This is a genomic window from Streptomyces sp. NPDC085946 (assembly GCF_044540485.1).
In the GTDB taxonomy this organism is placed as follows: Bacteria; Actinomycetota; Actinomycetes; order Streptomycetales; family Streptomycetaceae; genus Streptomyces.
This window is the reverse complement of sequence record NZ_JBITSF010000006.1, coordinates 186384-212319: the sequence shown is the minus strand read 5'-3', so window position 1 is coordinate 212319 and position 25936 is coordinate 186384. Positions and strand designations below refer to the sequence as shown.

Below are 25936 nucleotides of genomic sequence, written 5' to 3'. Positions count from 1 at the left end.
ATCATGAGGGGTTACGCCCGTCACACAGCCGCCTCCGGGCCGGTGTGAGGTGCACCGACATGGCGGAGCGTGTCGTATTCGGCCGAACGGGTGACCTTGCGCAACAATTGCCCGATGCAGACAGCCAGTGCGAGCCAGGACGGAGCATGCCGGTGAACAGCCACGATGTCACCGACGAACAGTGGGAGGGGCTCGCCCAGGTCGTGCCGCTTCGGGGCCGGGACGCCTGGCCGTCCGCCGTCGGCCACCGGGCCCTGCCCGAGGCGGCGACCGAGGCGCGGCGCCGCTTCGTCGTCCTGCGGGTGAACGTGTTCGCCGACGCCCGCGAAGTCGCCGAGACGCTGATGTCGGGCGTGCCGGTGCTGCTCGATCTGACCAGCGCGGAGAGCGAGGTCGCCAAGCGGGTGCTGGACTTCAGCACGGGGGTGGTCTTCGGGCTGGCCAGCGGGATGCACCGCGTCGACCGCAACGTGTTCCTGCTGACGCCCGCCGGGACCGAGGTGACGGGCCTCATGGAGTCGGCCGGGGTCCCCGGAGTGTGACAAGCGTCCGGCGCCCGGTCGCCCGATCGTAGGAAGGCCGCCCAGGCGGAACGGTTCCGCCCCCGGGCGGGGCCCTACCGTCCGGACATGACCGAACCCCCCACCACCACGACGGCCGCCCCGCCGACCGGACCGCCCTCCGCACCCCCCGGCCGACGACAGCTCTCGGCGCCGCCCGTTCCCGCCGCCGTTCCCGCACCGCCCTCCGGGCAGTCGTCCGGGGCGCCTTTCGCGGCTGCCGGCCGGCTGGATCCTCCGGCGCCGCCTGCCGCCGCCGCTGCTCGCGCCCTGTCCTCAGGACCGCCTTCCGCACCACCCGGCCGGCGACAGCTTTCGACGCCGCCCGTTTCCACCGTCGTTCCCGCACCGCCCTCCGGGTCGCTCTCCGCGGCGGGCGACCGGCGGCAGCCTTCGGCGCCGCCCGTTCCTGCCGCCGTTCCCGCAGGGCTCTCCGGGCAGTCGTCCGGGGCGCCTTTCGCGGCTTCCGGCCGGCTGGATCCTCCGGCGCCGCCTGCCGCCGCCGCTGTTCGCGCCCTGCCCTCCGGACCGCCGCCTTCCGCACCACCCGACCGGCGGCAGCTTTCGACGCCGCCCGTTTCCACCGTCGTTCCCGCACCGCCCTCCGGGTCGCGGTCCGAAGAGGGCGACCGGCGGGAGCTTTCGGCGCCGCCCGTTTCTGCCGCCGCTCCCGCACCGCCCTCTGGGGCGCGGTCCGCGGCGGGCGACCGGCGGCAGCCTTCGGCCGAACCCGTCCGCGCCACCACCCCCGCGCCACCCTCCGCACCACCCCCCGGCCCGCCCCCCGCACCGGCCCGCCGGCGGCATCCCCCGTCACCGCCCGCCCCCACTGCCGCCGGCCGTCCGCGGCCCCTCCCCGCCGGACCGGCGGACGCCGGCACGCACCCGGACCGGCCGCGGCTCACCGAGCTGCGGCTGTCCGCCTTCGCCGGGCACCGGCGGGCCGTCCTCCCGCTCGGCCCGCTCACCCTGCTGGCCGGGCCCAGCGGCAGCGGCAAGACCGGTGCGCTGCGGGCCTACGAGGCGCTCGCCCGGCTCGGCGGCGGTGCCGAGCTCGGCGAGGTGTTCCCCGACCCCGCGGCCTGCGTGCCGGAGCGGGCCCGGCCCGACGCCCAGCGGCGCCGCGGCTTCCGCATCGGCTGCACGGCCGACGGGCCCGAGGGGCCGGTCCGGCTCGACGTCGCCGTCCAGGCCGAACCGGACCTGCGCGTGGTGGGCGAGCGGCTGACCGCGGGCGGCCTCGTCCTGCTGGAGACGGCCCTGCGCGACCCCGGGCGGCGCACCGTCCAGGCCGCCTGGCACACCGCCGGGTCGACACCGGTGACCCGCGCCCCGCTGCCCGACGACCGGCTCGGCACCGCGCTGCTGCCGCTGCGGGTGGCCGGCAAGACGCCCGGGCAGCGCCGGGTGCTCGCCGCCGCCGAGCAGATGGTGGTGGCCCTGCGGTCGGTGTTCGCCTGCGACCCGCGGCCCGACCGCATGCGCGGGCCCGTGCCGGCCGGCTCCGGGCGGCTGCTCGGCGGCTGCGACAACCTCGCCGACGTGCTCAGGCGCACCCGGACCGAGTGCGGGCGGCGGCACGCGCACTTCGTGGCGGCCGTGCGCGCCGGCTGCGCCGGGCCGGTCGCGGACGTGCTCGCCGAGACGCGCGCCGACGGCACGGTCGGCGCGCTGCTCGACCGCGGCGACGGCGTTCGCACCGGTCTGGGGCGGCTGGGCGACGGGGAGTTGCGGTACGTGGCGCTCGCGCTGGTGCTGCTCACCGGCCCCGGCGTGCTGGAGGTCGACGCGCCCTGCGAGGTGCCCGCCGCGCTCCAGACCCTGACCGTCCTCGCCGACGGCTTCGACCGGGGCCTGGACGCCCGGCAGCGCGCCGAACTGCTCGGGCTGGCGGCGCGGATGTGCGCGCGGGGGCACATCCGGCTGGTCGGCGCCGTGAGCGACGCGTCCTGGGCCGCCGGGGCGGACGGGGTCACGGTGGTAGACCTGGACCGTGACTGATCCTCAGGACGAACGACCCCGGCCCCGGGGCGAGCGGCTCGACCTGGCGGCGCTCCAGCGCCGGCTCGCCGAGTTCGCCGCCGCGCGCAACTGGCAGCCGTACCACACCCCGAAGAACCTCGCGACGGCCCTCAGCGTGGAGGCCTCCGAACTCGTCGAGATCTTCCAGTGGTTGACGCCGGAGGAGTCGGCCCGGGTCATGGACGACCCGGACACCGCGCACCGGGTGACGGACGAGGTCGCCGACGTCCTCGCCTATCTCCTGCAACTGTGCGGGGTGCTGGGGGTCGATCCGCTCGCGGCCCTGGACGCGAAGATCGACCGCAACGAGCGCAGGTTCCCGGCACCCTGAGGAGGCGAACATTCCGCCCTCACTCTCCGTAGTCGAAAAATGGGCTGATTCCGAATTGTTGTCCACAGATTTCGGTCTTCCTCTGGCTTTTCGTCTCAACGCCCTTCACTCTGGGTAGTGGACGGGCAAGGGAGTTCGGGCGGACGCGTGACAGAGCGCGTCGAGACGGACGGGGGCAGCGCATGGACGCGGTGCGGCTCATCGTGACGAGCAGGCGGGCCCTGGCCGCGAGCGGCGACGCGCCCGGGACCCTGACCGAGGTGCGGCAGGCACAAGCCCTCGCACAGGCCATCGGCAGCCGCCTCGCGGTCTCGGGCCCGCCCGAACTGCGGGGCGAGGCACTGGGATTGACCGAGTTGGCGGGCCGCGGCTGCGGGGTGCTGGACGCGCCGGAGATCGACCTGGCCGAGCTGCGCGCCGCCCGGCTCACGGAGTTGGGCGACGCCCGCCAGGCCCTGCTGTGCCTGGGCGGCCTGCTGGGGGAGGTCAGTATCGCGCTCGTCGGCCTGGCCTGCGCGGCGGACGACGAGGGCACGTACTGGCAGTGCGTGGAGGCCATCGACGCGGCGGACGAGTCCCGCGACCGCGTCCTGCAGATGCTGCGCAGACTGGCGGACCGGGAGCAGGCCCTGCCGGAGAGGGAAGCGGGATAGCGGCGGGACACGGGACAGCGGCGGGGCGTGCGGGGTCTTCCGTGGCGGCGGGCTCGCGCGCGGGCCCGCGGGGACCCCGGCCCCGCGCCCGCGCCCCGCGCCCTCAGCGCACTTCTTCCTCGCCGCCCGCTCCGCGCCCCGCCGCCCCCGACGCCTGGAGATCCGCGTCCAGGGCGGACAGGTCGGCGTTCAGCGCGGCCATCAGTTCCTCCATCTGCTGGAGCAGCCCCTTCGGCTGCCCGCCCCCGCCCTGCTGCGGCACGGTCTCTTCGGACATGACGGCCTCCTCGGCCTCCGGCCCCCCGGGGAGGGCCGGCGCGGTGACGCCCCGGCGGTCACGGGCCGGCGCGGGTGCCGGGAGGTCCGGCTCCGCCCGAGCCAACGATCACCACGGGGACCGGTCACGCACCACCCGTACGGCGGACGGAATTCACCCGACCGTGCACCGCGCGGGCCGGGGGACCCGCGGAGGCGCCCGGCGCCCGAGCGTGCAGGATGGAGCCATGGATCTCCGCATCTTCACCGAGCCCCAGCAGGGGGCCACCTACGACACGCTGCTCACCGTGGCCAAGGCCACCGAGGACCTCGGCTTCGACGCCTTCTTCCGCTCCGACCACTACCTGCGCATGGGTTCCGTGGACGGCCTGCCCGGTCCCACCGACGCCTGGATCACCCTCGCCGGCCTCGCCCGCGAGACCCGGCGCATCCGGCTCGGCACGCTGATGACCGCCGGCACCTTCCGGCTGCCCGGCGTCCTCGCCATCCAGGTCGCGCAGGTCGACCAGATGTCCGGCGGCCGCGTCGAACTGGGCCTGGGCGCCGGCTGGTTCGAGGAGGAGCACAAGGCGTACGGCATCCCGTTCCCGAAGGAGAAGTTCGCCCGCCTCGAAGAACAGCTGGAGATCGTGACCGGCCTGTGGGCCACGGAGGTCGGCAAGACCTTCGACTTCCACGGCACCTACTACGACCTGACCGGATCGCCCGCGCTGCCCAAGCCCGCGCAGGCCAGGGTCCCCGTGCTCATCGGCGGCCACGGCGCCACCCGCACCCCGCGGCTGGCCGCCCGCTACGCCGACGAGTTCAACATCCCCTTCGCCTCGGTCGAGGACAGCGAGCGCCAGTTCGGCCGGGTGCGCGCCGCCGCCCGGGAGGCCGGCCGCGACCCCGGCACCCTCATCTACTCCAACGCCCTCGTGGTCTGCGTCGGCAAGGACGACCAGGAGGTCGCCCGCCGCGCCGCCGCCATCGGCCGCGAGGTCGACGAGCTGAAGCTCAACGGCCTGGCCGGCTCCCCGGCCGAGGTCGTCGACAAGATCGGCCGCTACGCCGAGATCGGCTCCCGGCGCATCTACCTCCAGGTCCTCGACCTCGACGACCTGGACCACCTGGAGCTGATCTCCTCCCAGGTCCAGTCGCAGCTGTCGTAGGACGGCCCCTCACCGCGCCCCGGGACCGCGTGTCCCGGGGCGCGGTCCGCGGAGTGCCGACAGCGTGGCCCGGGCCCGGGCGCGCAGCCGCTCGTCGGCGCCGATGATCTCGTCCTCCAGCCCGGAGCGCACCACCCGCGCGTCGCGGTCGGCCAGGGCGGCCAGCCGGTCCAGCTGCCCGGCGGTGAGGGCCCCCGGGCCCAGGGCCGTCAGCGCCTCCCACGCGGAGTCCGGGTCGGCGTTCCGCTCCGCCGCGTCCAGCACCGCGTCGGCCAGCGTCCGCCGCCGTTCCTCCCCGGCGCCGGTCGCCAGCAGCGCCAGCGCGGCGGCCGGCGCGTGCAGCGGCGTGCCGAGCATCCGCTCCAGTGCCGGGCGCAGCGGCCGCGCGGCGTCGCCGAGCCGGGCCGCCAGCCGCGCGGCCCGGACCCCCGTCCAGGTGAACCACGGCCGGCCGGCCTCGGCGAGCACCCCCTCGACGACCTTCACGGCCTCCGCCGTCTCCCCGGTGATCCGCCACAGCGCCTCGGCCAGGGCCACGTCGGTGTCCAGTTGCGGCAGGGAGCGGCCCGGCGCCGCGTCGCCGAGCGCGGCCCGCAGCCGCGGCACCAGCCCGGCCGCGTCCGCGCCCAGCCCGGCCGCGTGCCGGGCGGCCTCCCGCCCGCCGCGGCCCGCGAGACCGGCGAGGATCGCGGCGTGCAGCGGGGCCGGGTCGCCGGTCAGCCCGTACAGGGCGTGCGCGGCGGCGAGCCTGCCCTCCTCCGGCCCCTGGTCCGCCGCCTCGCGCAGCCCGGCCTCGACGGCCTCGCGGAGCGCGCCGTCGGCCGGGCAGACGGCCGCCAGCGCCCGGGGTCCGGCGAGCGGGACGCGGGGCAGCGCGGCCAGCAGCTCGGGCACGGCCGCGCCGGCCCGCGCCCCCCACGCACCGAGCAGCAGGGCCAGGTGGATCGGTTCGTTGCCCTGCGCGTCCGGGTCCGCGAGGCGCCGGCGCACCGCGTCGAGGAGCTCGGGCGCGTACGGCAGCACCACCCCGCCCGCCCTGCCGAAGCCCCGGGTGCCGGCCGCGGCGGCGAGGGCCCGCGGGCGCCGGGGCAGGTCGGCGGCGAGCAGCCGCGCCGCCGGCCCGGGCGCCACGGTCACCAGCGCGGCGAGCGCGCGGTCCGCCAGGTCCCCGCCGCCGGCGGCGAGACGGGCGAGCGCGCCGGCCGCCGCCTCGGCCACCGGGCCCGTCACCGTGCCGGCGGACTTGGTCAGCAGCCTCAGCACGTCCGGTCCGGAGCCGGGGTCGTCGAGGAGGGGCACCAGCCGGGGCAGCAGCCGCCCGGGGGCGGACCGCGAGACCATGCAGGCGTGGTCCGCGGCCCGCACCGCCTCCGCGCGGGCCCCCGGGTCCGCGAGCGCCAGGGCCGCCTCCAGCAGCCCGAACGCGGCCTCGCGCGCCTCGCCGGTGTCCCGGCGCAGCAGGGCGTCGACCACGGCCCGCAGCGGTTCGCTCCGGGTCTCCTCGAACCGCCCGGCGACCAGGCCGTCGGCCGGGAGCAGCGACAGCACCGTGTCGTGCTGCGCGGCGTCCCACGGCAGACCCGTGTCCAGGCAGGCCAGCACCCCGGCGATCCGCAGCTCGGCCGGGGCGGCCGGGTCCAGGGCAGCCGTCGCCGCGTCCGTGCTCGCGGCCGGATCCAGCCGGACCAGCGCGGCCAGCAGCTCCGCCCGGACCACGGGCGCCTCCTCGACGGCCCACCGCCGCAGCAGCGCGGGCCTGGCCCGCCCCGGCGCGGCGGTGTGGCCCGCCACCCAGGCCGCGGCCTGCCGCACTTCGGGTTCCCCGGCGTCCAGCAAGGGCAGGAGCAGGGGCAGGTGCGCGGCGACCGCGGCGCGGCAGGCGTCCGGCGCGAGACCGTGCGCGTCGTCGCTCTCGGCGATGCAGCCGAGCAGGACCAGCACCTCGGCGCTGCGGTGGCCGGCCGCCGCGAGCCGCGCCAGGAACGGCACCGCCTCCGCCGTGGCCGGGTACACCGTGCCCTGGTGCCAGATGCTGCCGTAGAGGTCGTCGAGCGCCTGCCGTGCCGCCTCCGGGTCGCCGGCGGCCAGCGCCCGCAGCCCGTCGGGCACGTCCTCGGCACCGCCGTACGCGTGCTGCAACCCGGCCCAGGGCCGGTCGTCGAGTCCGGCGAGAACATCCGTGAGATCCATGGCCGGATCCTGGCAGAGGGCACCGACAACCGGGCGGCGAGGGCCCGCGGCGGCCGGTGCGGGCGGCGGCGGAAATTCCCGGGTGGCCGCCGAACCCGCTCTGTACGGTGTACGGGGCGCGCGCCTGCGCAGCTCAGACCCTCTTTCGAAGGCCGACCCACCGTGTTCCTGACCATCAGCACCACCGGCACCCCAGGGCGCCCGGCGACCGACCTCGGCTTCCTGCTGCACAAGCACCCCGACAAGGCGCAGGCGTTCTCCACCTCCTACGGCACGGCCCACGTCCTCTACCCCGAGGCGGACGCCGGGCGCTGCACGGCGGCGCTGCTGCTGGAGGTGGACGCGGTGGCCCTGGTCAGGCGCGGCAGGGGCAAGGACCGCGGCGGCGCACCCGACGCGGCGCTCGCCCAGTACGTCAACGACCGCCCCTACGCGGCCTCCTCACTGCTCGCCGTGGCGCTCAGCGGCGTCTTCTCCAGCGCGATGCGGGGCGTGTGCCAGGCCCGGCCGGACCTGCCGGAGCAGGCCCGGCCGCTGCGGATCGAGGTGCCCGCGCTGCCGGCCCGCGGCGGCCCCGGCCTCGTCCGGCGCCTGTTCGAGCCGCTCGGCTGGACCGTCACCGCCGAACCCGTGGCGCTGGACGAACGGTTCCCCGAGTGGGGCGACTCCCGGTACGTGCGCCTGGTCCTGGAGTCCTCGGCGCTCACCCTCGCCCGGGCCCTGCGCCACCTCTACGTCCTGCTGCCGGTCCTCGACGACGCCAAGCACTACTGGGTCTCCTCCGACGAGGTCGACAAGCTGCTGCGCGCCGGCGAGGGCTGGCTGCCCGCCCACCCCGAGCAGGCGCTGATCACCAGCCGTTACCTGGCCCGCCGCTGGTCGCTGACCCGGCAGGCGCGGGAACGCCTGGAGCTGGTGCGGCTGGCGGAGGCCGACGACAGCGAGGTCGAGGAGATCGACAACGCGGTCGAGGCGGAGAGCGAGACCGAGGAGAAGCCGACCCCGCTCGCCGTGCTGCGGCGCCAGGCGATCGTCGCGGCGCTGAAGGAGTCCGGCGCCGCCCGCGTCCTCGACCTCGGCTGCGGCCAGGGCCAGCTGGTGCAGGCGCTGCTCGAGGACGCGTCCTTCACCGAGGTCGTCGGCACCGACGTGTCGGTGCGGGCGCTCACCATCGCCTCCCGGCGGCTGAAGACGGACCGCATGGGGGAGCGGCAGGCGTCCCGCGTGAAGCTGTTCCAGAGTTCGCTGGCGTACACCGACACCCGGCTCAAGGGGTACGACGCGGCCGTGCTCAGCGAGGTGATCGAGCACCTCGACCTGCCCCGGCTGCCCGCGCTGGAGTACGCCGTCTTCGGCTCGGCCCGCCCCCGCACGGTCCTGGTGACCACCCCCAACGTCGAGTACAACGTGCGCTGGGAGACCCTGCCGGCCGGGCACGTCCGGCACGCGGACCACCGCTTCGAGTGGACCCGCGAGGAGTTCCGCGCCTGGGCGCGCACGGTGGCCGAACGGCACGGCTACGACGTCCGGTTCGAGCCCGTCGGGCCGGACGACCCCGAGGTGGGCCCGCCCACCCAGATGGCCGTGTTCCGGCTGGACGGCGACGGGACGACGACCCGGAAGGAGACGGCGGCATGACCCGGACCCAGGGGCGGACCCTGCCCGTCACCGACCTCTCCCTCGTCGTCCTCGTCGGCGCCTCCGGCTCCGGCAAGTCCACCTTCGCCCGCCGGCACTTCAAGCCCACCGAGGTCATCTCCTCCGACTTCTGCCGCGGGCTCGTCGCCGACGACGAGAACGACCAGAGCGCCTCCAAGGACGCCTTCGACGTCCTGCACTACATAGCGGGCAAGCGCCTGGCCGCCGGCCGCCGCACGGTCGTCGACGCCACCAACGTCCAGCCGGAGGCCCGCCGCCAGCTGATCGACCTGGCCAAGCGGCACGACGTGCTGCCCGTCGCCATCGTGCTCGACGTGCCCGAGGAGGTGTGCGCCGAGCGCAACGCGGCCCGCACCGACCGCGCCGACATGCCGCGCCGCGTCATCCAGCGCCACACCCGCGAACTGCGCCGCTCCCTGCGGCACCTGGAGCGCGAGGGCTTCCGCAAGGTCCACGTGCTGCGCGGCGTCGAGGAGGTCGAGCACGCCACCGTCGTCACCGAGAAGCGGTTCAACGACCTGACCCACCTCACCGGCCCCTTCGACATCATCGGCGACGTCCACGGCTGCTCCGCCGAACTGGAGGCCCTGCTCGGCAAGCTGGGCTACGCCGACGGCGTCCACCCGCAGGGCCGCACCGCCGTCTTCGTCGGCGACCTGGTCGACCGCGGCCCCGACAGCCCGGGCGTGCTGCGCCGCGTGATGGCCATGGTGAAGTCCGGCAACGCGCTGTGCGTGCCCGGCAACCACGAGAACAAGTACGGCCGCCACCTCAAGGGCCGCAAGGTCCAGCACACCCACGGCCTCGCCGAGACCATCGAGCAGATGGCGGGCGAGAGCGAGGAGTTCGTCGCCGAGGTGCGGGCGTTCCTCGACGGCCTCGTCAGCCACTACGTCCTGGACGGCGGCTGGCTGGTCGTCTGCCACGCCGGGCTGCCCGAGAAGTACCACGGCCGCACCTCCGGCCGGGTCCGCTCGCACGCCCTGTACGGCGACACCACCGGCGAGACCGACGAGTTCGGCCTGCCGGTGCGCTACCCGTGGGCGGAGGACTACCGGGGCCGGGCGGCGGTCGTCTACGGGCACACGCCCGTCCCGGAGGCCACCTGGCTCAACAACACCATCTGCCTGGACACCGGCGCCGTCTTCGGCGGCAAGCTCACCGCGCTGCGCTGGCCGGAACGGGAACTGGTCGACGTACCGGCCGAGCGGGTCTGGTACGAGCCGGCCCGGCCGCTGCGCACCGAGGCGCCCGGCGGGCACGAGGGCCGGCCGCTGGACCTGGCGGACGTGCACGGCCGGCGGGTCGTCGAGACCGGGCACCACGGCCGCGTCTCGCTGCGCGAGGAGAACGCGGCGGCGGCCCTGGAGGTCATGAGCCGCTTCGCGGTGGACCCGCGGCTGCTGCCGTACCTCCCGCCGACCATGGCGCCGACCGCCACCAGCCGCGTGGACGGCTACCTGGAGCACCCGGCGGAGGCCTTCGCCCAGTACCGGGAGGACGGCGTCGCGCGGGTCGTGTGCGAGGAGAAGCACATGGGGTCGCGGGCGGTGGTCCTGGTGTGCCGGGACGCGCAGGCCGCGCGCCGGCGGTTCGGCGTCGAGGGCGCGGCGACCGGCTCGCTGTACACGCGCACCGGACGGCCGTTCTTCGACGACGCCTCCGTCACCGAGGAGATCCTCGGCCGGGTGCGCACGGCGATCGGCGAGGCGGGCCTGTGGGACACCCTGGAGACCGACTGGCTGCTGCTCGACGCCGAGCTGATGCCCTGGTCGCTGAAGGCGTCCGGGCTGCTGCGCCGGCAGTACGCCGCCGTGGGCGCCGCCTCCCGCGCGGTCTTCCCGGGCGCGCTGGCCGCCCTGGAGGGCGCCGCCGCGCGGGGCGTGGAGGTGACGGAGCTGCTCGCGCGCCAGCGCGAACGGGCCGGTGACGCCGCCGCGTTCACCGAGGCGTACCGCCGCTACTGCTGGACGACCGACGGCCTGGACGGCGTGCGCCTGGCGCCGTTCCAGATCCTCGCCGCACAGGGCCGGAGCATGGCGTCCGTGCCGCACGACGAGCAGCTCGCCCTGATCGACCGGCTCGTCGAGCACGACGGCACCGGACTGCTGCGGACCACCCGCCGCCTGTACGTCGACACCGCCGACCCCGAGTCGGTCCGGGCGGGCGTCGACTGGTGGCTGGAGATGACCGGCCGCGGCGGCGAGGGCATGGTCGTCAAGCCGCTCGGCGCGCTGGTCCGCACCCCTCAGGGCCGCCTGGTGCAGCCCGGCGTCAAGTGCCGGGGCCGCGAGTACCTGCGGATCATCTACGGTCCCGAGTACACCCGGCCGGAGAACCTGGCCCGCCTGCGCTCGCGGTCCCTGAACCACAAGCGCTCGCTGGCGCTGCGGGAGTACGCGCTCGGCCTGGAGGCCCTGGACCGGCTGGCCGGGGGCGAGCCGCTGTGGCGGGTGCACGAGGCGGTGTTCGGGGTGCTGGCGCTGGAGTCGGAGCCGGTGGACCCGCGGCTGTAGGCGCACCGGCCGGACGGGCCCGCGGGGGTCCGCCCGGCCGGCCCGGCGCCCGGCGGGGCGCGGCGCGCGTCCGCCCCGCCGGGCGCGTGCCGTGCCGTCCCGTCCCGTCCGGAGAGGGGTGAACACCCGTCCGGGTGGTCAGGATGGAGGCATGGCATACCACGTCGACTCCGAGGCCGGGCGGCTGCGCCGCGTGATCCTGCACCGGCCCGACCTCGAGCTCAAAAGGCTCACTCCCAGCAACAAGGACGCCCTGCTCTTCGACGACGTGCTGTGGGTGCGCCGGGCGCGCGCCGAGCACGACGGGTTCGCCGACGTGCTGCGCGACCGGGGCGTCACCGTGCACCTCTTCGGCGACCTGCTCACCGAGGCGCTGGAGATTTCGGCGGCCAGAGCGCTCGTCCTGGACCGGGTCTTCCACGAGAAGGCGTACGGCCCGCTGGCCACCGACCACCTCCGGGCGGCCTTCGACACCCTGCCCGCGCGGGAGCTGGCCGAGGCCCTGGTCGGCGGCATGACCAAGCGGGAGTTCCTGGAGGCCCACCCGGAGCCGACCTCCGTGCGCTTCCACGTCATGGACCTGGACGACTTCCTGCTGGCCCCGCTGCCCAACCACCTCTTCACCCGGGACACCTCCGCCTGGATCTACGACGGCGTCTCCGTCAACGCGATGCGCTGGCCCGCCCGGCAGCGCGAGACCGTGCACTTCGAGGCGATCTACCGGCACCACCCCCTCTTCCGCGACGAGTCCTTCCGCGTCTGGTCCGAGGGGCTGGCCGACTACCCCTCGACCATCGAGGGCGGGGACGTGCTGGTCATCGGGAACGGGGCGGTGCTGATCGGCATGAGCGAGCGCACCACGCCGCAGGCCGTGGAGATGCTCGCGCACAAGCTGTTCGCCGCCGGCTCCGCCGAGACCATCGTCGCCCTGGACATGCCGAAGCGGCGCGCGTTCATGCACCTGGACACCGTGATGACGATGGTCGACGGCGACACCTTCACCCAGTACGCGGGGCTCGGCATGCTCCGCTCGTACACCATCGAGCCGGGCGCCGGCGAGACGGAGCTGAAGGTCACCGACCACCCGCCGGAGCACATGCACCGCGCCATCGCCGCGGCCCTCGGGCTGAGCGAGATCCGGGTGCTGACCGCCACCCAGGACGTGCACGCCGCCGAGCGCGAGCAGTGGGACGACGGCTGCAACGTGCTCGCCGTCGAACCGGGCGTCGTCGTCGCCTACGAGCGCAACGCCACCACCAACACCCACCTGCGCAAGCAGGGCATCGAGGTGATCGAGATCCCGGGCAGCGAGCTCGGCCGGGGCCGGGGCGGGCCGCGGTGCATGAGCTGCCCGGTCGAGCGGGACGCGGTGTGAGCGCCCGTGACCTGATCGTATAGGAATGCTGACCGTCGTATAGAATTCCACGGTCTCTGTCCCTGCACCACTGGAGCGCCCCCATGGCGACAGTCCCGACCGCCCTCGCCGGCCGCCACTTCCTCAAGGAGCTGGACTTCACCCGGCAGGAGTTCCTCGGCCTGCTGGAGCTGGCCGCCGAGCTGAAGGCCGCGAAGAAGGCCGGGACGGAGACGCGGTACCTGCGCGGCCGGAACATCGCGCTGATCTTCGAGAAGACCTCCACGCGCACCCGCTGCGCCTTCGAGGTGGCCGCCGCCGACCAGGGCGCCTCCACCACGTACCTCGACCCCTCCGGCTCGCAGATCGGCCACAAGGAGTCGGTGAAGGACACCGCGCGCGTGCTGGGCCGGATGTACGACGGGATCGAGTACCGCGGGGACAGCCAGGCCAAGGCGGAGGAGCTGGCGGCGCACGCGGGGGTGCCGGTCTACAACGGTCTGACCGACGACTGGCACCCCACCCAGATGCTCGCCGACGTGCTCACCATGACCGAGCACTGCGCCAGGCCGCTGACGGAGATCTCCTTCGCCTACCTCGGCGACGCCCGCTTCAACATGGGCAACTCCTACCTCGTCACCGCCGCCCTGCTCGGCATGGACGTGCGGATCGTCGCCCCGAAGACGTACTGGCCCGCCCCGGAGGTCGTCGACCGGGCCCGCGAGCTCGCCGGGACCAGCGGCGCCCGGATCAGCCTCACCGAGTCCCTGGAGGAGGGGGTGCGCGGCGCCGACTTCGTCGCCACCGACGTCTGGGTCTCCATGGGCGAGCCGAAGGAGGTCTGGGACGAGCGGATCGCCGCCCTCGCCCCGTACGCCGTGACCATGGACGTGCTGCGCGCCACCGGCAACCCGGACGTGAAGTTCCTGCACTGCCTGCCCGCCTTCCACGACCTCGGCACCAAGGTCGGCCAGGAGATCCACGCGGCGCACGGCCTGGAGTACCTGGAGGTCTCCGACGAGGTCTTCGAGTCGGCGCACTCGGTGGTCTTCGACGAGGCGGAGAACCGCCTGCACACCATCAAGGCCGTGCTCGTCGCCACGCTCGCCTGACCCGCCTCCCAGCAGGGCTTATCCTGTCCGGCGGCCCGGAACCACCCCTTCTCCGGGCCGCCGACCGCGACGACCGTCGCCCCCGCACCACCAGAAACGAGCACCACCCGCATGCCCGCGTCCCGTCTCAAATCCCCCCAGCTGCTCCTCGCCGAATCGGGTGCCGACACCGCAGGCCACGGCCTGAGGCGCACCATGGGCCTCTTCCAGCTCCTCTGCTTCGGCGTCGGCGCGATCGTCGGCACCGGTATCTTCGTCGGCCTGTCCGACTCGGTCGCCGAGGCCGGCCCGGCCGTCGTCGTCTCCTTCGTCCTGGCCGCGATCACCTGCGTGTTCACCGCGCTGGCCTTCGCCGAGCTGGGCGGCGCGATCCCGGTCTCCGGATCCTCGTACTCCTTCGCCTACGCCGGACTCGGCGAGACCACGGCCTTCCTCGTCGGCTGGTGCCTGCTCCTGGAGTACGGCGTGTCGGTGTCCGCGGTCGCGGTCGGCTGGAGCCAGTACGTCAACGAGCTGCTCGGCGGCCTCGTCGGCCACCGGCTGCCGCACGCGCTGTCCGCCGGGCCCGGCGACGGCGGGGCGGTGAACCTGCCGGCCGTGCTCGTCATCGCGATGGCCTGCGTGCTGCTGGTGCGCGGGGTGCGCGAGAGCGCCCGGGCCACCGCCGTGATGGCCGTGATCAAGCTCGCCGTCCTCGTCGCGTTCTGCGCCATCGGTTTCACCGCCTTCCAGGACGGCAACCTCACCCCCTTCTCGCCGACCGGGCTCGCCGGCATCGGCGCGGGCACCACGGCCGCCTTCTTCTCGTACATCGGCTTCGACGCGATCACCACGGCCGGCGAGGAGGCGAAGAACCCGCGCCGGGACGTCCCCGTCGCGATTCTCGTCTGCATCGGCCTGGTCACCCTGCTGTACTGCGCGGTCGCGCTCGCCGCGATCGGCGCGATCGGCGGCGGCGAGGTCGGCGGCCGGCCCGCCGCGCTGTCGTACGTGGTCAACGAGGTCACCGGGTCCACGGTCGGCGGCGGTGTCGTCGCCTTCGGCGCGGTCGTCGCCATCGCCTCGGTGGTGCTCGCCGTGATGTACGGCCAGACCCGCATCCTGATGTCGATGTCCCGGGACGGGCTGATCCCGCGCGTCTTCGAGCGGGTCTCCCCGCGCACCGCGACCCCCGTCGCCGGCACGCTCATCGTGGGTGTCGTCTTCGCGGTCCCGGCCGCCTTCGCCTCGCTGGACGCGGTGGTCGACCTGTGCACCATCGGCACCCTGGCCACCATGGCCGCCGTCAACGTGGCGGTCATCGCGCTGCGCCGCCGCGAGCCGGGCCTGGCCCGCACCTTCCGGGTGCCGCTGTACCCCGTGACGCCGCTGCTCGGCGTCGGCTTCTGCCTGTACCTGATGTACGAGACGGGCCGGACGGCGTGGATCCAGTTCGCCGTGTTCCTGGCCGTCGGCGTGCTGGTCTACCTGGCCTACGGGCGCCGCCACTCCCGGCTCGCGCAGGCCGCGCGGGTCACTCCGCGGGACGCCGCTGAGCGGGAACCGCAGGGAGTCTGAACCACACCGCCTTGCCCGTCGGGGTGGGCCGGTGCCCGCAGGACGAGCTCAGGGTGCGGATCAGCAGCAGTCCGCGCCCGTGCTCCTGCCAGGGGTCGGGCTCCGCGGCGCCCGGGCGGGTGAGGTCGCCGGGCGGCGCCGGGTCCGGGTCGTGCACCTCGACCTGGCAGCCGCCGGGCAGCAGCTCCACCACCAGCTCGATCGGCGCGCTGCCGGAGGTGTGCTCGACGGCGTTGGCCACCAGCTCCGCCGTCAGCAGCTCCGCGGTGTCGCAGTCGGCCGGGTGCTCCAGCTCGGCGAGGGCCGTCCGCACCAGGGCGCGGGCCACCGGCACGGCCGCGACGGAGTGCGGCAGCGCGATGCGCCAGGACGCCGGGGGCTGGTGCGGCACGACGTGCCTCCGTGGGGGGCGGTGGTCGGGCGACGGGCGGGCGGGGCGTTCGTGCAAGGCGGGTCCGTTCATGGCGCAGGCTGTCCTGCTTTCAACCTCAGGAATGGTACGGGGCCGCCCGCCGGAGGCATCGGCGGGCACCGGTCGGGGTCGTCGGCCCCGGCACGGGCGGCCTACCCCGGGCAACGCTCCGCCGCGCACGCCGACTCCCGCCGTTACGGGGGTGTCGACGAGCCGTGACGGATGTGACGGGACCGGGTCGGCTCCGCGTCCGTACCTGCGGTTACACCGAGGTCGTACCCGGGTGGACTATCGCGCACTCATGACGACAGTCAAAGATGGGTGATAACTTCGGGGGGAAGAGCGCAGTGAGGCAGTGCCCGCCCCTCGAGGAGGCCGCCCGTCATGAGTCCCTTCACCGGCTCCGCCGCCCGCACCACCCGCTGGCGGCACCTGCGCGTCGACCTCGCCGACGGCGTCGCCACCGTCACCCTCGCCCGCCCCGACAAGCTGAACGCGCTCACCTTCGGCGCCTACGCCGACCTGCGCGACCTGCTCGCCGAGCTGTCCCGGGAGCGGGCGGTGCGGGCGCTGGTGCTGGCCGGCGAGGGGCGCGGCTTCTGCTCAGGCGGCGACGTCGACGAGATCATCGGCGCGACCCTGTCCCTGGACACCGCCCGGCTCCTGGACTTCAACCGGATGACCGGGCAGGTCGTACGGGCCGTCCGGGAGTGCCCGTTCCCGGTGATCGCGTCGGTGCACGGCGTGGCGGCCGGGGCCGGGGCGGTCCTCGCGCTGGCGGCGGACTTCCGGATCGCCGACCCCGGCGCCCGCTTCGCCTTCCTCTTCACCCGGGTCGGCCTCTCCGGCGGCGACATGGGCGCCGCCTACCTGCTGCCCCGGGTCGTCGGCCTCGGCCACGCCACCCGGCTGCTGATGCTCGGCGAGCCGGTGCGGGCGCCCGAGGCCGAGCGGATCGGGCTGATCAGCGAACTCGCCGAGGAGGGCCGGGCCGACGAGACCGCCCAGGCCCTGGCCCGCCGCCTGGCCGACGGCCCGGCCCTCGCGCACGCCCAGACCAAGGCCCTGCTGACGGCCGAGCTGGACATGCCCCTCGCGGCGGCCGTCGAGCTGGACGCCGCCACCCAGGCCCTCCTGATGACCGGCGAGGACTACGCCGAGTTCCACGCGGCCTTCACGCAGAAGCGCCCTCCCCGGTGGAGCGGGCGGTGACCGCGCCCACCCCGTCGGGGGCGCGGGAAACCGCGCGACGGGCCACGACGGACCCGCACCCGCGGGACACCGGCAGCGCCCCCCTGCGCGTCGCGGTCATCGGCGGCGGCCCCGGCGGCCTCTACACCGCCGCGCTCCTCAAACGCCTCGACCCCGGCCGGGACGTCACCGTGTGGGAACGCAACGCCCCCGGCGACACCTTCGGCTTCGGAGTGGTCCTCTCCGACGAGGCCCTCAGCGGCATCGAACACGCCGACCCGGTCGTCCACCGGGCCCTGCGGGAGCACTTCGTCCGCTGGGACGACATCGACATCGTGCACCGCGGCACCCGCCACACCTCCGCAGGCCACGGCTTCGCCGCCCTCGGCCGCGCACGGCTCCTGGAGATCCTGCACCAGCGCTGCCGCGCCCTCGGCGTCGACCTCCGCTTCCGCACCGGGGCACCCCCGCCGCACGAACTCGCCCGGACCCACGACCTGGTGGTCGCCGCCGACGGGGTGCACAGCGCCACCCGCGAGGCGTACGCGCACGCCTTCCGGCCCCGGGTGACGAGCCACCGCTGCCGCTACATCTGGCTGGCCGCCGACATCGCCCTCGACGCGTTCCGCTTCGAGACCGCCGAGACCGAGCACGGCGTGATGCAGCTGCACGGCTACCCCTACGCGGCCGGCGCCTCCACCGTGATCGTCGAGATGCGCGAGGAGGTGTGGCGGGCGGCCGGGTTCGACGAGCTCGACGAGGGCGAGTCGATCGAGCGCTGCGCCAAGATCTTCGCGGACGCGCTCGGCGGACGGCCGCTGACGTCGAACCGGTCCACCTGGACCGTCTTCCGCACGGTGGTCAACGACCGCTGGTCGCACGGCAACGTCGTCCTCCTCGGCGACGCCGCCCACACCGCCCACTTCTCCATCGGCTCCGGCACCAAGCTCGCCGTCGAGGACGCCGTGGCGCTGGCGGCCTGCCTGGCCGAGCGGCCTTCCCTGCCGGAGGCGCTGGCGGCCTACGAGGAGGAGCGCCGCCCCGTCGTCGCCTCCGCCCAGCGCGCCGCCCGGGCCAGCCTGGAGTGGTTCGAGGACCTCGCCCTGCACCTCGGGCAGCCGCCCCGCCGGTTCGCCTTCGACCTGCTCACCCGCAGCCGCCGCGTCACCCACGGCAACCTGCGGCTGCGCGACGCCCGCTTCACCGAGGCCGTGGAGCGCGAGTTCGGCTGCCCGCCCGGCACGCCCCCGATGTTCACACCGCTGCGGCTGCGCGGCCTGACCCTGCGCAACCGGGTCGTCGTGTCGCCCATGGACATGTACTCGGCGGCCGACGGCGTCCCCGGCGACTTCCACCTGGTCCACCTGGGCGCGAGGGCGCTGGGCGGTGCCGGACTGGTGATGACCGAGATGGTGTGCGTCAGCGAGCAGGGCCGCATCACACCCGGCTGCACCGGCCTGTACACCGGCCGGCAGGCCGAGGCGTGGCGGCGGATCACCGACTTCGTGCACCGGCGGGCACCCGGCACCGCGATCGGCGTGCAGCTCGGCCACAGCGGCCGCAAGGGCTCCACCAAGGTGATGTGGGAGGGCATGGACGAGCCGCTGGACGAGGGCAACTGGCCGCTGGTGGCGGCCTCCGCGCTGCCCTACAGGCCGTCCGGCCGGATCCCGCGCGAGCTGTCCCGCGCCCAGCTCACCGACCTGAGGGAGCAGTTCACCGCCGCCGCCCGGCGCGCCGCCCGCGCCGGGTTCGACCTGCTCGAACTGCACTGCGCCCACGGCTACCTGCTCTCCGGCTTCCTCTCCCCGCTCACCAACCGCCGCACCGACGCCTACGGCGGCTCGCTGGACAAGCGGCTGCGCTTCCCGCTGGAGGTCTTCGACGCCGTACGGGCCGTGTGGCCCCAGGAGCGGCCCATGACCGTGCGGATCTCCGCGACCGACTGGGCCGAGGGCGGCACCACGGCCGAGGACGCCGTGGAGATCGCCCGGGCCTTCGCCGCGCACGGCGTCGACGCGGTCGACGTGTCCACCGGGCAGGTCGTCGCCGACGAGCGGCCGGAGGCCGGGCGGTCGTACCAGACGCCGTACGCCGAGCGCATCCGGCGCGAGGTGCGGGTGCCGGTGATCGCGGTCGGGGCGATCTCCTCCTGGGACGACGTCAACTCCCTCGTCCTGGCGGGCCGCGCCGACCTGTGCGCGCTGGGCCGCCCGCACCTGTACGACCCGCACTGGACGCTGCACGCGGCGGCCGAGCAGGGGTACGCGGGGCCGGGCGTCGTCTGGCCGGCGCCGTACCGGGCGGGCAGCCGCCGCCCGCCGACGGGACGGACGGCCCCGCCCGGGCCGCGCCTCGGCCCGCGCGGCTGACCGCCGCCGGGCCCGGCCCCGCCGGCGGCGCGCACACGGCGTCCGCCGACGCGCACGGGGCCCGCGCCCGGAGGCCGGGCGTTCCCTCAGTGACCGGGCAGGCCCGTGAAGGCCGCCCCGGCGTCCCGCAGCCGCTCGTGCAGCCCCCGGAACACGGCCGCCGAACGGGCCCCCGGCCAGTCCCCGGGCAGCAGCCGGACGGGCAGCCCCGGGTCGGCGTAGGGGAGGTGGCGCCAGGAGTCCAGGGCGAGGAGGTAGTCGCGGTAGGCGTCCTCGGGCGGGGTGTCGGCGCGCTTCTCCCAGGCGCGCAGCACGCCCGCGTGCCGGTCCAGGAACGCCTCGTGCTCCTTGGCGATCGCGGCCAGGTCCCACCAGCGGGCCACCGCCTCCGCGGTCGGCGCGAACCCGAGGTGCTCGCCGCGGAAGAAGTCCACGTACGCCTCCAGCCGCAGCCGCTGGAGGGTGTGCCGGGTCTCCTCGTACAGCCGGGCCGGGGCGATCCACACGCCCGGCGCCGCGGTGCCGAAGCCGAGACCGGCCAGGCGCGAGCGCAGCACGTGCCGCTTCTGCCGCTCGGACTCCGGCACGGAGAACACCGCGAGCACCCAGCCCTCGTCCTCCGGCGGCGCCGCCGCGTAGATGCGCCGGTCGCCGTCATCGAGCAGCTGGCGCGCGTCGGGCGACAGTTCGTACCCGGCGGCGCCCTGTGCGGTGCGGGCGGGCACGAGCAGCCCGCGCCGCTTCAGCCGGGACACCGAGGAACGCACGGAGGGGGCGTCCACGCCGACCGCGGCCAGCAGCCGGATCAGCTCGGCGACGGGCACCGGGCCCGGCATGAAGCGCCCGTACGCGCCGTAGAGCGTGACGATGAGAGACCGTGGTGCATGCTGGTCGGACACGTTGATCATCTTAGGTCGTGCGGACGGCGGACGTTCCCCCGTGCTCTCGCCGTTACCCCAGGTCACCCGCCGTACGCAGCCGGAAGCGCTGGACCTTGCCGGTCGCCGTGCGCGGCAGCGCGTCGAGGAACACGATCTCCCGGGGGCATTTGTACGGCACCAGCTCGGACTTGAGGTACGCGCGCAGCTCCTCCGCGTCGCGCCGGGCGCCCTCCTTCAGCACGGCGAAGGCCACCACGACCTGCCCGCGCGCCTCGTCGGGCCGCCCCACGACCGCCGCCTCCACGACGTCCGGGTGCCGCAGCAGCGCCTCCTCGACCTCCGGCCCGGCGATGTTGTACCCGGCCGAGATGATCATGTCGTCGGCGCGTGCGACGTACCGGAACCAGCCGTCGGGCTCGCGGACGTAGGTGTCCCCGGTGACGTTCCACCCGTCGCGCACGTACTCCCGCTGCCGGGGGTCGGCGAGGTAGCGGCAGCCGACCGGACCGCGCACGGCCAGCAGCCCGGGCTGCCCGTCGGGCACGGGCCGGCCCTCGCGGTCCTGCACGCGCGCCGTCCACCCGGGGACGGGCACGCCCGTCGTCCCGGGCCTGATCAGCTCGTCGGCCGCGGACAGGAAGATGTGCAGCAGCTCGGTGGCGCCGATGCCGTTGATCAGGCGCAGCCCCGTGCGGTCGTGCCAGGCGTGCCAGGTGGCCGCCGGCAGGTTCTCGCCCGCCGAGACGCAGCGGCGCAGCGAGCTCACGTCGTGCCCGTCCAGCCCGTCGAGCATCGCGCGGTAGGCGGTCGGCGCGGTGAACAGCACGGAGACCCGGTGCTCGGCGACGGCGGGCAGCAGCTCGCGGGGGCCGGCCTGTTCGAGCAGGAGGGCGCTGGCCCCCGCCCGCATCGGGAAGACGACGAGCCCGCCGAGCCCGAAGGTGAAGCCGAGCGGCGGACTGCCCGCGAACACGTCTTCCGCGCACGGCCGCAGCACGTGCCGCGAGAAGGTGTCGGCGACCGCCAGGACGTCCCGGCGGAAGTGCAGGCACCCCTTGGGCCGTCCGGTGGTGCCGGAGGTGAACGCGATCAGCGCCACGTCGTCGGCCGCGGTGTCCACGGCGGGGTAGGGCGTGCCGGGCGCCGGGCGGTTGAGGAGGTCGTCGGGGGCGTCACCGCCGTAGGTGGTGATCCGCAGGCCCGGCACCCCGGCCCTGACGAGGTCGTCGACCGACCGGACGTCGCACAGCGCGTGCCCGACGCGCGCGATCGCGCACAGGGTGGCCAGCTCGTGCGGCCGCTGCTGGGCGAGCACGGTGACGGCGACCGCGCCCGCCTTCAGCACCGCCAGCCAGCACGCCGCCAGCCACGGGGTGGTGGGGCCGCGCAGCAGCACCCGGTTGCCGGGGACCACGCCGAGGTCGCCGGTGAGCAGGTGCGCGAGGCGGTCGACGCGGGCGCGCAGGTCGCCGTACGACCAGACCTCGCCGGAGGCCGTGCGGAAGACCGGGCGGCCGGCGGGCGGGCCGTCCAGCAGCGCGGCGGCGCAGTTCAGCCGGTCCGGGTAGCGCAGCTCCGGGAGGTCGAAGCGGAGCTCGGGCCACTGGTCGGGCGGTGGCAGACGGTCGCGCGCGAAGGTGTCGACGTGCGCGGTACCCCGGAGATCCGTCACGGTCCGCCCCCTTGTCGTGGTGGGCTCGCACGAGGAGCGTATCGTGTTGGTGACGGCAGTCAACGGTACGCGATACCGTCGGGGGAGTCGCTCCGAAGGGAGTCCGGCAGTGCCCGCATTCTCGCTGGAACCGGCCCGGGCCGCCTGGTGCGCCGAGCTGCGCGCCCTCGCCGCCGAGCGGCTGCGCCCCCTCGCCGAGAAGGGGGAACCGGGCCGGGTGAACCGCCCGCTGCTCGCCGCACTCGGCCGGCTGGGACTGCTGCGCCGCCTGTTCGCCTCCGGCGCGCTCGACCTGTGCCTGATGCGCGAGTCGCTGGCCTACGCCTGCACCGAGGCGGAGACCGCCCTGGCCCTCCAGGGCCTCGGTGCCCACCCGGTCCACGCCCACGGCACCGCCGCCCAGCGCGCCCGCTGGCTCCCCCGGGTGAGCGACGGCAGCGCGGTGGCGGCCTTCGCGCTGAGCGAGCCGGGCGCCGGCTCCGACGCGGCGGCGCTGTCCCTCGCCGCCGAGCGCGACGGCCCGGCCAGCTGGCGGCTCACCGGCGAGAAGTGCTGGATCTCCAACGCCCCCGAGGCCGACGTCCACACCGTCTTCGCCCGCACCACCCCCGGCGCCGGTGCCCGCGGCGTCACCGCCTTCCTGGTCCCCGCCGACCGCCCCGGCCTGACCGGCACCGCCCTCGACATGCTCAGCCCGCACCCGATCGGCGCCCTGCGCTTCGACGCCGTCCCGGTCACCGCCGACGACGTGCTCGGCGCGACCGACCGCGGCTTCCGGGTCGCCATGACCACCCTCGACCTGTTCCGCCCCAGCGTCGGCGCCTTCGCGGTCGGCATGGCCCAGGCGGCCCTCGACGCCACCCTGGCCCACACCGCCGCACGGGACGCCTTCGGCGGCCCGCTCAGCGCCCTCCAGACGGTCGCCCACCAGGTCGCCGAGATGGCCGTGCGCACCGAGGCGGCCCGCCTGATGGTGTACGCGGCGGCCACGGCGTACGACGACGGCGCCCCGGACGTCCCCAAGCGGTCGGCGATGGCCAAACTGCTCGCCACCGAGACCGCCCAGTACGTCGTCGACACCGCCGTCCAGCTGCACGGCGCCCGCGCCCTGCGCCGCGGGCACCTCCTCGAACACCTCTACCGCGAGGTCCGCGCACCCCGCATCTACGAGGGCGCGAGCGAGGTGCAGCGCGGCATCATCGCCCGGGAGCTGTACACCGCGCCGGGACCGGCCCGGTGACCGCCGAGCGCGTCAACCCGCCCGGACTGTCCCCGCCGGCCGGCTTCTCGCACGCCGTCGTCGCGGCCGGCACCCGCGTGGTCTTCCTGGCCGGCCAGACCGCCCTGGACGGCGACGGCGAGATCGTCGGCGACACCCTCCCGGAGCAGTTCGCGCGGGCCCTGGCCAACCTGCTGACCGCCCTGCGCGCCGCGGGCGGCGCCCCCGCCGACCTCGCCCGCGTCACCGTCTACACCACCGACGTCGCCGCCTACCGCGCCCACGCCCGCGAACTGGGCCGCCTGTGGCGGGAGTCGGCGGGCCGCGACTACCCGGCGATGGCGGTCGTGCAGGTCGTGCGCCTGTGGGACGAGCGGGCGAGGGTGGAGCTCGACGGGTTCGCGGTCCTGCCCTAGGGGCTGTCGTTCGGATCACGCCGCGGACGCGGGGTCCGGCACGCGCGTCCGCGGCGTTGTCGTCGGTTGCCGATGCTCCGCATCGCCGCCCTCCTCCGCCGTGCGGCCGCACGCACCGGACCCCGCTCACCGGCGCCGACGACACACAGTCGATTCCCCGCGACCTGATCCGAACGACAGCCCTCAGACGACCGGTCCGCTCCTTCAGCGCCGGCCGGGCGGCGCCGGGGGCAGGCGCGCGGCGAGCAGGGCGATGTCGTCGGCGTGCTCGGTGGTCAGCCCGGTGAGCAGCTCGTCGCAGAAGGTGTCGAGGGGTTCGCGGGCGAGCGCGGCGGCGTGCTGGCGCAGCCGGGTCATGCCGTGGCCCAGGTCCTCGCCGCGGCGCTCGATCAGCCCGTCCGTGTACAGCAGCACCGTGGAACGGGCGGGCAGCGTCTCGGCGGCGTGGCTGCGCGGGAGGCCGGGGTCGACGCCCAGCAGGAGACCGCGGCCGCCCGTCAGGTAGCGGGTGTCGCCCTCGTACGTGACGAGCAGCGGCGGCGGGTGGCCGGCGCTGGCGTACTCGATCGTCCAGGTCCCGTCCTCGCCCTCGTCGAGCAGGGCGTACAGGCAGGTGGCGGTGGCGTGGGGGTACAGCGACTGGTGGGCCAGGTCGAGGCGGCGCAGGATGTGCCCGGGCGGTTCCTGGCGGTCGCAGCCGATGCCGCGCAGCATGTTGCGCAGCTGGCTCATGGTGACGGCGGCGCGCAGGTCGTGGCCGGTGACGTCACCGATGATCATCGTGGTGCTGCCGTTGGGCAGCGGGAAGCTGTCGTACCAGTCGCCGCCGACCTCGGCGGTGGTCGCGGCGGGCGCGTACCGGGCGGCCAGCCGCAGCGGGCCCGCCTGCGGCAGGGTGGGCAGCAGCGAGCGCTGGAGCCGCTCGGCGATGTGCTGCGTCTCCCGGTACAGCCGGGCGTTGTCCACCCCGAGGGCGATGCGGTGGGTCAGGTCCTCGACCATGCCCAGGTCGTCCGCGGTCAGCGGCATCCGGTCGGCGGTGCGCCCGATGGTCAGGGCGCCGAGGACCTGCCGCCGCGAGCGGACCGGCGCGACCACCGCCGTGTCGGTGCCCAGCTGCTCGAACAGCTCCAGCTGCCGGGCGTGCAGGGGGTCGGCGGTCCCGCCCGGAGCCGGGATGTCCCCGGCGGTCAGCAGCAGGGGACCGGCACCGGCGAACACCCGGGCCAGCGGCCCGACCGGATCCTCCGGGACCTCGGGCAGCATCCCGGTCAGCCCGCCGACGGGCAGTATCCCGGGGTCGCGGTGGACGACACTGACCCGGCGCGGGCGGCCGCCCTCCTCCAGCAGGTCGACCGCGCACCAGTCGGCCAGCTGCGGGACCAGGATGCGGCACACCCGGCGCACCGCCGCGTACGGGTCGAGCGTGCTGGTCATGGCGGTGGTGGTCTCGGCCAGCAGCGTGAGCCGGTCCAGCGCCCGCTGCACCACCTCGTCCACCTCGAAGTCGTCCATGCCCCTCTCTCTACCCCCGGCGCGTCCGGTTCTGACGGGTCCGCCCCGCGGGATGGGGGCCCGGCGTCCGGGCGCGCCCGGACGCCGGCCCCGGCGCGGGACCGCCGAGCACGGGGGCACCGGCGGCGACGGCCCGGTCGTGGTCCCGTGCTCGGCGGTCCCGACGAGTCCGCGGGGCGGCCGGCCGTCCCGCGGACTCCTCGAAGACCCCACGGGGCGGGGACTCGCCGCCGAACGGCGGAGGGTCACGGCCTCCGGCGCACGCGGCCGGTACGAGTGGGAACCTCCGTTCCGTTCGATCCGGGAGGTTCGTCCATGCCGAGGTTCACACCCAGGCCCAAGTCCGAGCCCGAGTCCAGGCCCAGCTCCACGTCCCTGCCCACGCCCGTGTCCCCGCGCGTGCCCGTGCGACGCGGGATCGGCGCGGCCACGGGCGCCGCGCTGCTCCTGCTGGCCGCGGCGGCGGCCGCCACCGCCGCCCCGTCCGCCGCGGCGGACGGCACCCCCGCCGGCCCCGCGTCCGCCGAACCGGCGGAGACCGTGACCGTCGACCCGGTGGGCCGCATCACCCCCGACGGCACCGTCACGCTCACCGGCACCTACCGCTGCCTCGGCGCCACGGGCACGGTCTTCGTCAGCTCCTCGGTCAGCCAGGGCACCTCGACGGCCCGGCACGGCATCGGCGGGACCCCGGCCGTGTGCGACGGGCTGGAGCACCGCTGGGCGAACACGGGCCGGGCCGCGCCGGGCGCCCTCGGGCCCGGCGCGGCCCGCGTCGAGGCCACCGTGACGGAACTGCGCTCCTTCATCGGCCTGCCCCTGCCGCACCTGCACGCCACGCGGTACCAGGACGTCGTCCTGACGGAGTCGGCCTAGG

Annotated in this window: 21 protein-coding genes; 15 read left to right on the top strand and 6 right to left on the bottom strand. The window is 75.5% G+C overall.

Annotation, left to right across the window (positions count from 1 at the left end):
- Window positions 1-146: 146 nt before the first annotated feature.
- From ACIF8T_RS15195 to ACIF8T_RS15180, 4 genes are all read left to right on the top strand, one after another.
- The gene (locus tag ACIF8T_RS15195; protein WP_400035056.1) at window positions 147-542 is read left to right on the top strand and encodes a cell division protein SepF; all 396 of its coding nucleotides are present in this window, start codon (window positions 147-149) and stop codon (window positions 540-542) included.
- A gap of 534 nt (window positions 543-1076) precedes the next feature.
- Window positions 1077-2561, top strand: coding sequence for an ATP-binding protein (locus ACIF8T_RS15190; protein ID WP_400035334.1), 1485 nt, complete (start codon window positions 1077-1079; stop codon window positions 2559-2561).
- Window positions 2554-2913: a nucleotide pyrophosphohydrolase gene (locus tag ACIF8T_RS15185; RefSeq protein ID WP_400035054.1), complete on the top strand. Its 360-nt coding sequence runs from the start codon at window positions 2554-2556 to the stop codon at window positions 2911-2913. The genes ACIF8T_RS15190 and ACIF8T_RS15185 overlap by 8 nt, the downstream gene beginning before the upstream one ends.
- 182 nt (window positions 2914-3095) lie before the next feature.
- Window positions 3096-3566, top strand: a complete 471-nt coding sequence (locus ACIF8T_RS15180) for a DUF6099 family protein (protein WP_400035052.1) — start codon at window positions 3096-3098, stop codon at window positions 3564-3566.
- Window positions 3567-3669: 103 nt separating this feature from the next.
- Here ACIF8T_RS15180 and ACIF8T_RS15175 read toward each other — a convergent pair whose 3' ends face one another.
- Window positions 3670-3843, bottom strand: a complete 174-nt coding sequence (locus tag ACIF8T_RS15175) for a hypothetical protein (RefSeq protein WP_400035050.1) — start codon at window positions 3841-3843, stop codon at window positions 3670-3672.
- Between the two features lie 226 nt (window positions 3844-4069).
- Between ACIF8T_RS15175 and ACIF8T_RS15170 the strand changes: the two genes are divergently transcribed.
- Window positions 4070-4993 carry an LLM class F420-dependent oxidoreductase gene (locus tag ACIF8T_RS15170; RefSeq protein WP_400035048.1) on the top strand — a complete coding sequence of 308 codons (924 nt, stop codon included), beginning with the start codon at window positions 4070-4072 and terminating at the stop codon, window positions 4991-4993.
- A 9-nt stretch (window positions 4994-5002) separates the two neighbouring features.
- Here the strand turns inward: ACIF8T_RS15170 and ACIF8T_RS15165 are convergent, their stop codons facing one another.
- Entirely contained in the window at window positions 5003-7183 is a 2181-nt protein-coding gene (locus ACIF8T_RS15165) for a hypothetical protein (RefSeq protein WP_400035046.1), read from the bottom strand.
- Window positions 7184-7345: 162 nt separating this feature from the next.
- Here ACIF8T_RS15165 and ACIF8T_RS15160 point away from each other — a divergent pair, with 162 nt between their 5' ends.
- From ACIF8T_RS15160 to ACIF8T_RS15140, 5 genes are all read left to right on the top strand, one after another.
- A complete protein-coding gene (locus tag ACIF8T_RS15160) occupies window positions 7346-8821 on the top strand; it encodes a 3' terminal RNA ribose 2'-O-methyltransferase Hen1 (protein WP_400035044.1) in 1476 nt (491 codons plus the stop codon).
- The gene (locus ACIF8T_RS15155) at window positions 8818-11358 is read left to right on the top strand and encodes a polynucleotide kinase-phosphatase (RefSeq protein WP_400035042.1); all 2541 of its coding nucleotides are present in this window, start codon (window positions 8818-8820) and stop codon (window positions 11356-11358) included. The genes ACIF8T_RS15160 and ACIF8T_RS15155 overlap by 4 nt, the downstream gene beginning before the upstream one ends.
- A 151-nt stretch (window positions 11359-11509) precedes the next feature.
- A complete protein-coding gene (locus ACIF8T_RS15150; protein ID WP_400035040.1) occupies window positions 11510-12733 on the top strand; it encodes an arginine deiminase in 1224 nt (407 codons plus the stop codon).
- A gap of 83 nt (window positions 12734-12816) precedes the next feature.
- Window positions 12817-13824 carry an ornithine carbamoyltransferase gene (gene argF, locus ACIF8T_RS15145; RefSeq protein WP_400035038.1) on the top strand — a complete coding sequence of 336 codons (1008 nt, stop codon included), beginning with the start codon at window positions 12817-12819 and terminating at the stop codon, window positions 13822-13824.
- Between the two features lie 111 nt (window positions 13825-13935).
- On the top strand, window positions 13936-15381 hold the full coding sequence (locus tag ACIF8T_RS15140; protein WP_400035036.1) for an amino acid permease: 1446 nt from the start codon (window positions 13936-13938) through the stop codon (window positions 15379-15381).
- Here ACIF8T_RS15140 and ACIF8T_RS15135 read toward each other — a convergent pair.
- On the bottom strand, window positions 15338-15844 hold the full coding sequence (locus ACIF8T_RS15135; RefSeq protein ID WP_400035034.1) for an ATP-binding protein: 507 nt from the start codon (window positions 15842-15844) through the stop codon (window positions 15338-15340). The two genes, ACIF8T_RS15140 and ACIF8T_RS15135, sit on opposite strands and share 44 nt — an antisense overlap.
- A 333-nt stretch (window positions 15845-16177) precedes the next feature.
- Between ACIF8T_RS15135 and ACIF8T_RS15130 the strand changes: the two genes are divergently transcribed.
- Together ACIF8T_RS15130 and ACIF8T_RS15125 are read left to right on the top strand one after the other, a co-directional pair.
- A complete protein-coding gene (locus tag ACIF8T_RS15130; RefSeq protein ID WP_400035032.1) occupies window positions 16178-17005 on the top strand; it encodes an enoyl-CoA hydratase family protein in 828 nt (275 codons plus the stop codon).
- Between the two features lie 83 nt (window positions 17006-17088).
- On the top strand, window positions 17089-19356 hold the full coding sequence (locus ACIF8T_RS15125) for a bifunctional salicylyl-CoA 5-hydroxylase/oxidoreductase (RefSeq protein WP_400035333.1): 2268 nt from the start codon (window positions 17089-17091) through the stop codon (window positions 19354-19356).
- Between the two features lie 86 nt (window positions 19357-19442).
- Here the strand turns inward: ACIF8T_RS15125 and ACIF8T_RS15120 are convergent, their stop codons facing one another.
- Together ACIF8T_RS15120 and ACIF8T_RS15115 are read right to left on the bottom strand one after the other, a co-directional pair.
- Window positions 19443-20264: a PaaX family transcriptional regulator C-terminal domain-containing protein gene (locus ACIF8T_RS15120; RefSeq protein WP_400035030.1), complete on the bottom strand. Its 822-nt coding sequence runs from the start codon at window positions 20262-20264 to the stop codon at window positions 19443-19445.
- Between the two features lie 43 nt (window positions 20265-20307).
- Complete coding sequence (locus ACIF8T_RS15115) at window positions 20308-21909, bottom strand: AMP-binding protein (protein WP_400035028.1); 1602 nt, start codon at window positions 21907-21909, stop codon at window positions 20308-20310.
- A gap of 109 nt (window positions 21910-22018) precedes the next feature.
- Here ACIF8T_RS15115 and ACIF8T_RS15110 point away from each other — a divergent pair, with 109 nt between their 5' ends.
- Window positions 22019-23149, top strand: coding sequence for an acyl-CoA dehydrogenase family protein (locus ACIF8T_RS15110; protein ID WP_400035026.1), 1131 nt, complete (start codon window positions 22019-22021; stop codon window positions 23147-23149).
- Window positions 23146-23544, top strand: coding sequence for a RidA family protein (locus ACIF8T_RS15105; protein ID WP_400035024.1), 399 nt, complete (start codon window positions 23146-23148; stop codon window positions 23542-23544). Before ACIF8T_RS15110 ends, ACIF8T_RS15105 begins: the two co-directional genes overlap by 4 nt.
- A 204-nt stretch (window positions 23545-23748) precedes the next feature.
- Here the strand turns inward: ACIF8T_RS15105 and ACIF8T_RS15100 are convergent, their stop codons facing one another.
- The gene (locus tag ACIF8T_RS15100) at window positions 23749-25059 is read right to left on the bottom strand and encodes a PP2C family protein-serine/threonine phosphatase (protein WP_400035022.1); all 1311 of its coding nucleotides are present in this window, start codon (window positions 25057-25059) and stop codon (window positions 23749-23751) included.
- Window positions 25060-25458: 399 nt separating this feature from the next.
- On the opposite strand from ACIF8T_RS15100, the gene ACIF8T_RS15095 reads away from it, so the two are divergent.
- The gene (locus ACIF8T_RS15095) at window positions 25459-25935 is read left to right on the top strand and encodes a DUF6299 family protein (RefSeq protein ID WP_400035331.1); all 477 of its coding nucleotides are present in this window, start codon (window positions 25459-25461) and stop codon (window positions 25933-25935) included.
- Window position 25936: the final 1 nt, after the last annotated feature.

Excerpts from the sequence above, each read along its gene's own strand:
- ACIF8T_RS15195 (WP_400035056.1), top strand. The coding sequence starts at position 147 with ATGCCGGTGAACAGCCACGATGTCACCGACGAACAGTGGGAGGGGCTC.
- ACIF8T_RS15180 (WP_400035052.1), top strand. The coding sequence starts at position 3,096 with ATGGACGCGGTGCGGCTCATCGTGACGAGCAGGCGGGCCCTGGCCGCG.
- ACIF8T_RS15175 (WP_400035050.1), bottom strand. The coding sequence starts at position 3,843 with ATGTCCGAAGAGACCGTGCCGCAGCAGGGCGGGGGCGGGCAGCCGAAG.
- ACIF8T_RS15170 (WP_400035048.1), top strand. The coding sequence starts at position 4,070 with ATGGATCTCCGCATCTTCACCGAGCCCCAGCAGGGGGCCACCTACGAC.
- ACIF8T_RS15165 (WP_400035046.1), bottom strand. The coding sequence starts at position 7,183 with ATGGATCTCACGGATGTTCTCGCCGGACTCGACGACCGGCCCTGGGCC.
- ACIF8T_RS15155 (WP_400035042.1), top strand. The coding sequence starts at position 8,818 with ATGACCCGGACCCAGGGGCGGACCCTGCCCGTCACCGACCTCTCCCTC.
- ACIF8T_RS15150 (WP_400035040.1), top strand. The coding sequence starts at position 11,510 with ATGGCATACCACGTCGACTCCGAGGCCGGGCGGCTGCGCCGCGTGATC.
- argF (WP_400035038.1), top strand. The coding sequence starts at position 12,817 with ATGGCGACAGTCCCGACCGCCCTCGCCGGCCGCCACTTCCTCAAGGAG.
- ACIF8T_RS15140 (WP_400035036.1), top strand. The coding sequence starts at position 13,936 with ATGCCCGCGTCCCGTCTCAAATCCCCCCAGCTGCTCCTCGCCGAATCG.
- ACIF8T_RS15135 (WP_400035034.1), bottom strand. The coding sequence starts at position 15,844 with ATGAACGGACCCGCCTTGCACGAACGCCCCGCCCGCCCGTCGCCCGAC.
- ACIF8T_RS15130 (WP_400035032.1), top strand. The coding sequence starts at position 16,178 with ATGAGTCCCTTCACCGGCTCCGCCGCCCGCACCACCCGCTGGCGGCAC.
- ACIF8T_RS15120 (WP_400035030.1), bottom strand. The coding sequence starts at position 20,264 with ATGATCAACGTGTCCGACCAGCATGCACCACGGTCTCTCATCGTCACG.
- ACIF8T_RS15100 (WP_400035022.1), bottom strand. The coding sequence starts at position 25,059 with ATGGACGACTTCGAGGTGGACGAGGTGGTGCAGCGGGCGCTGGACCGG.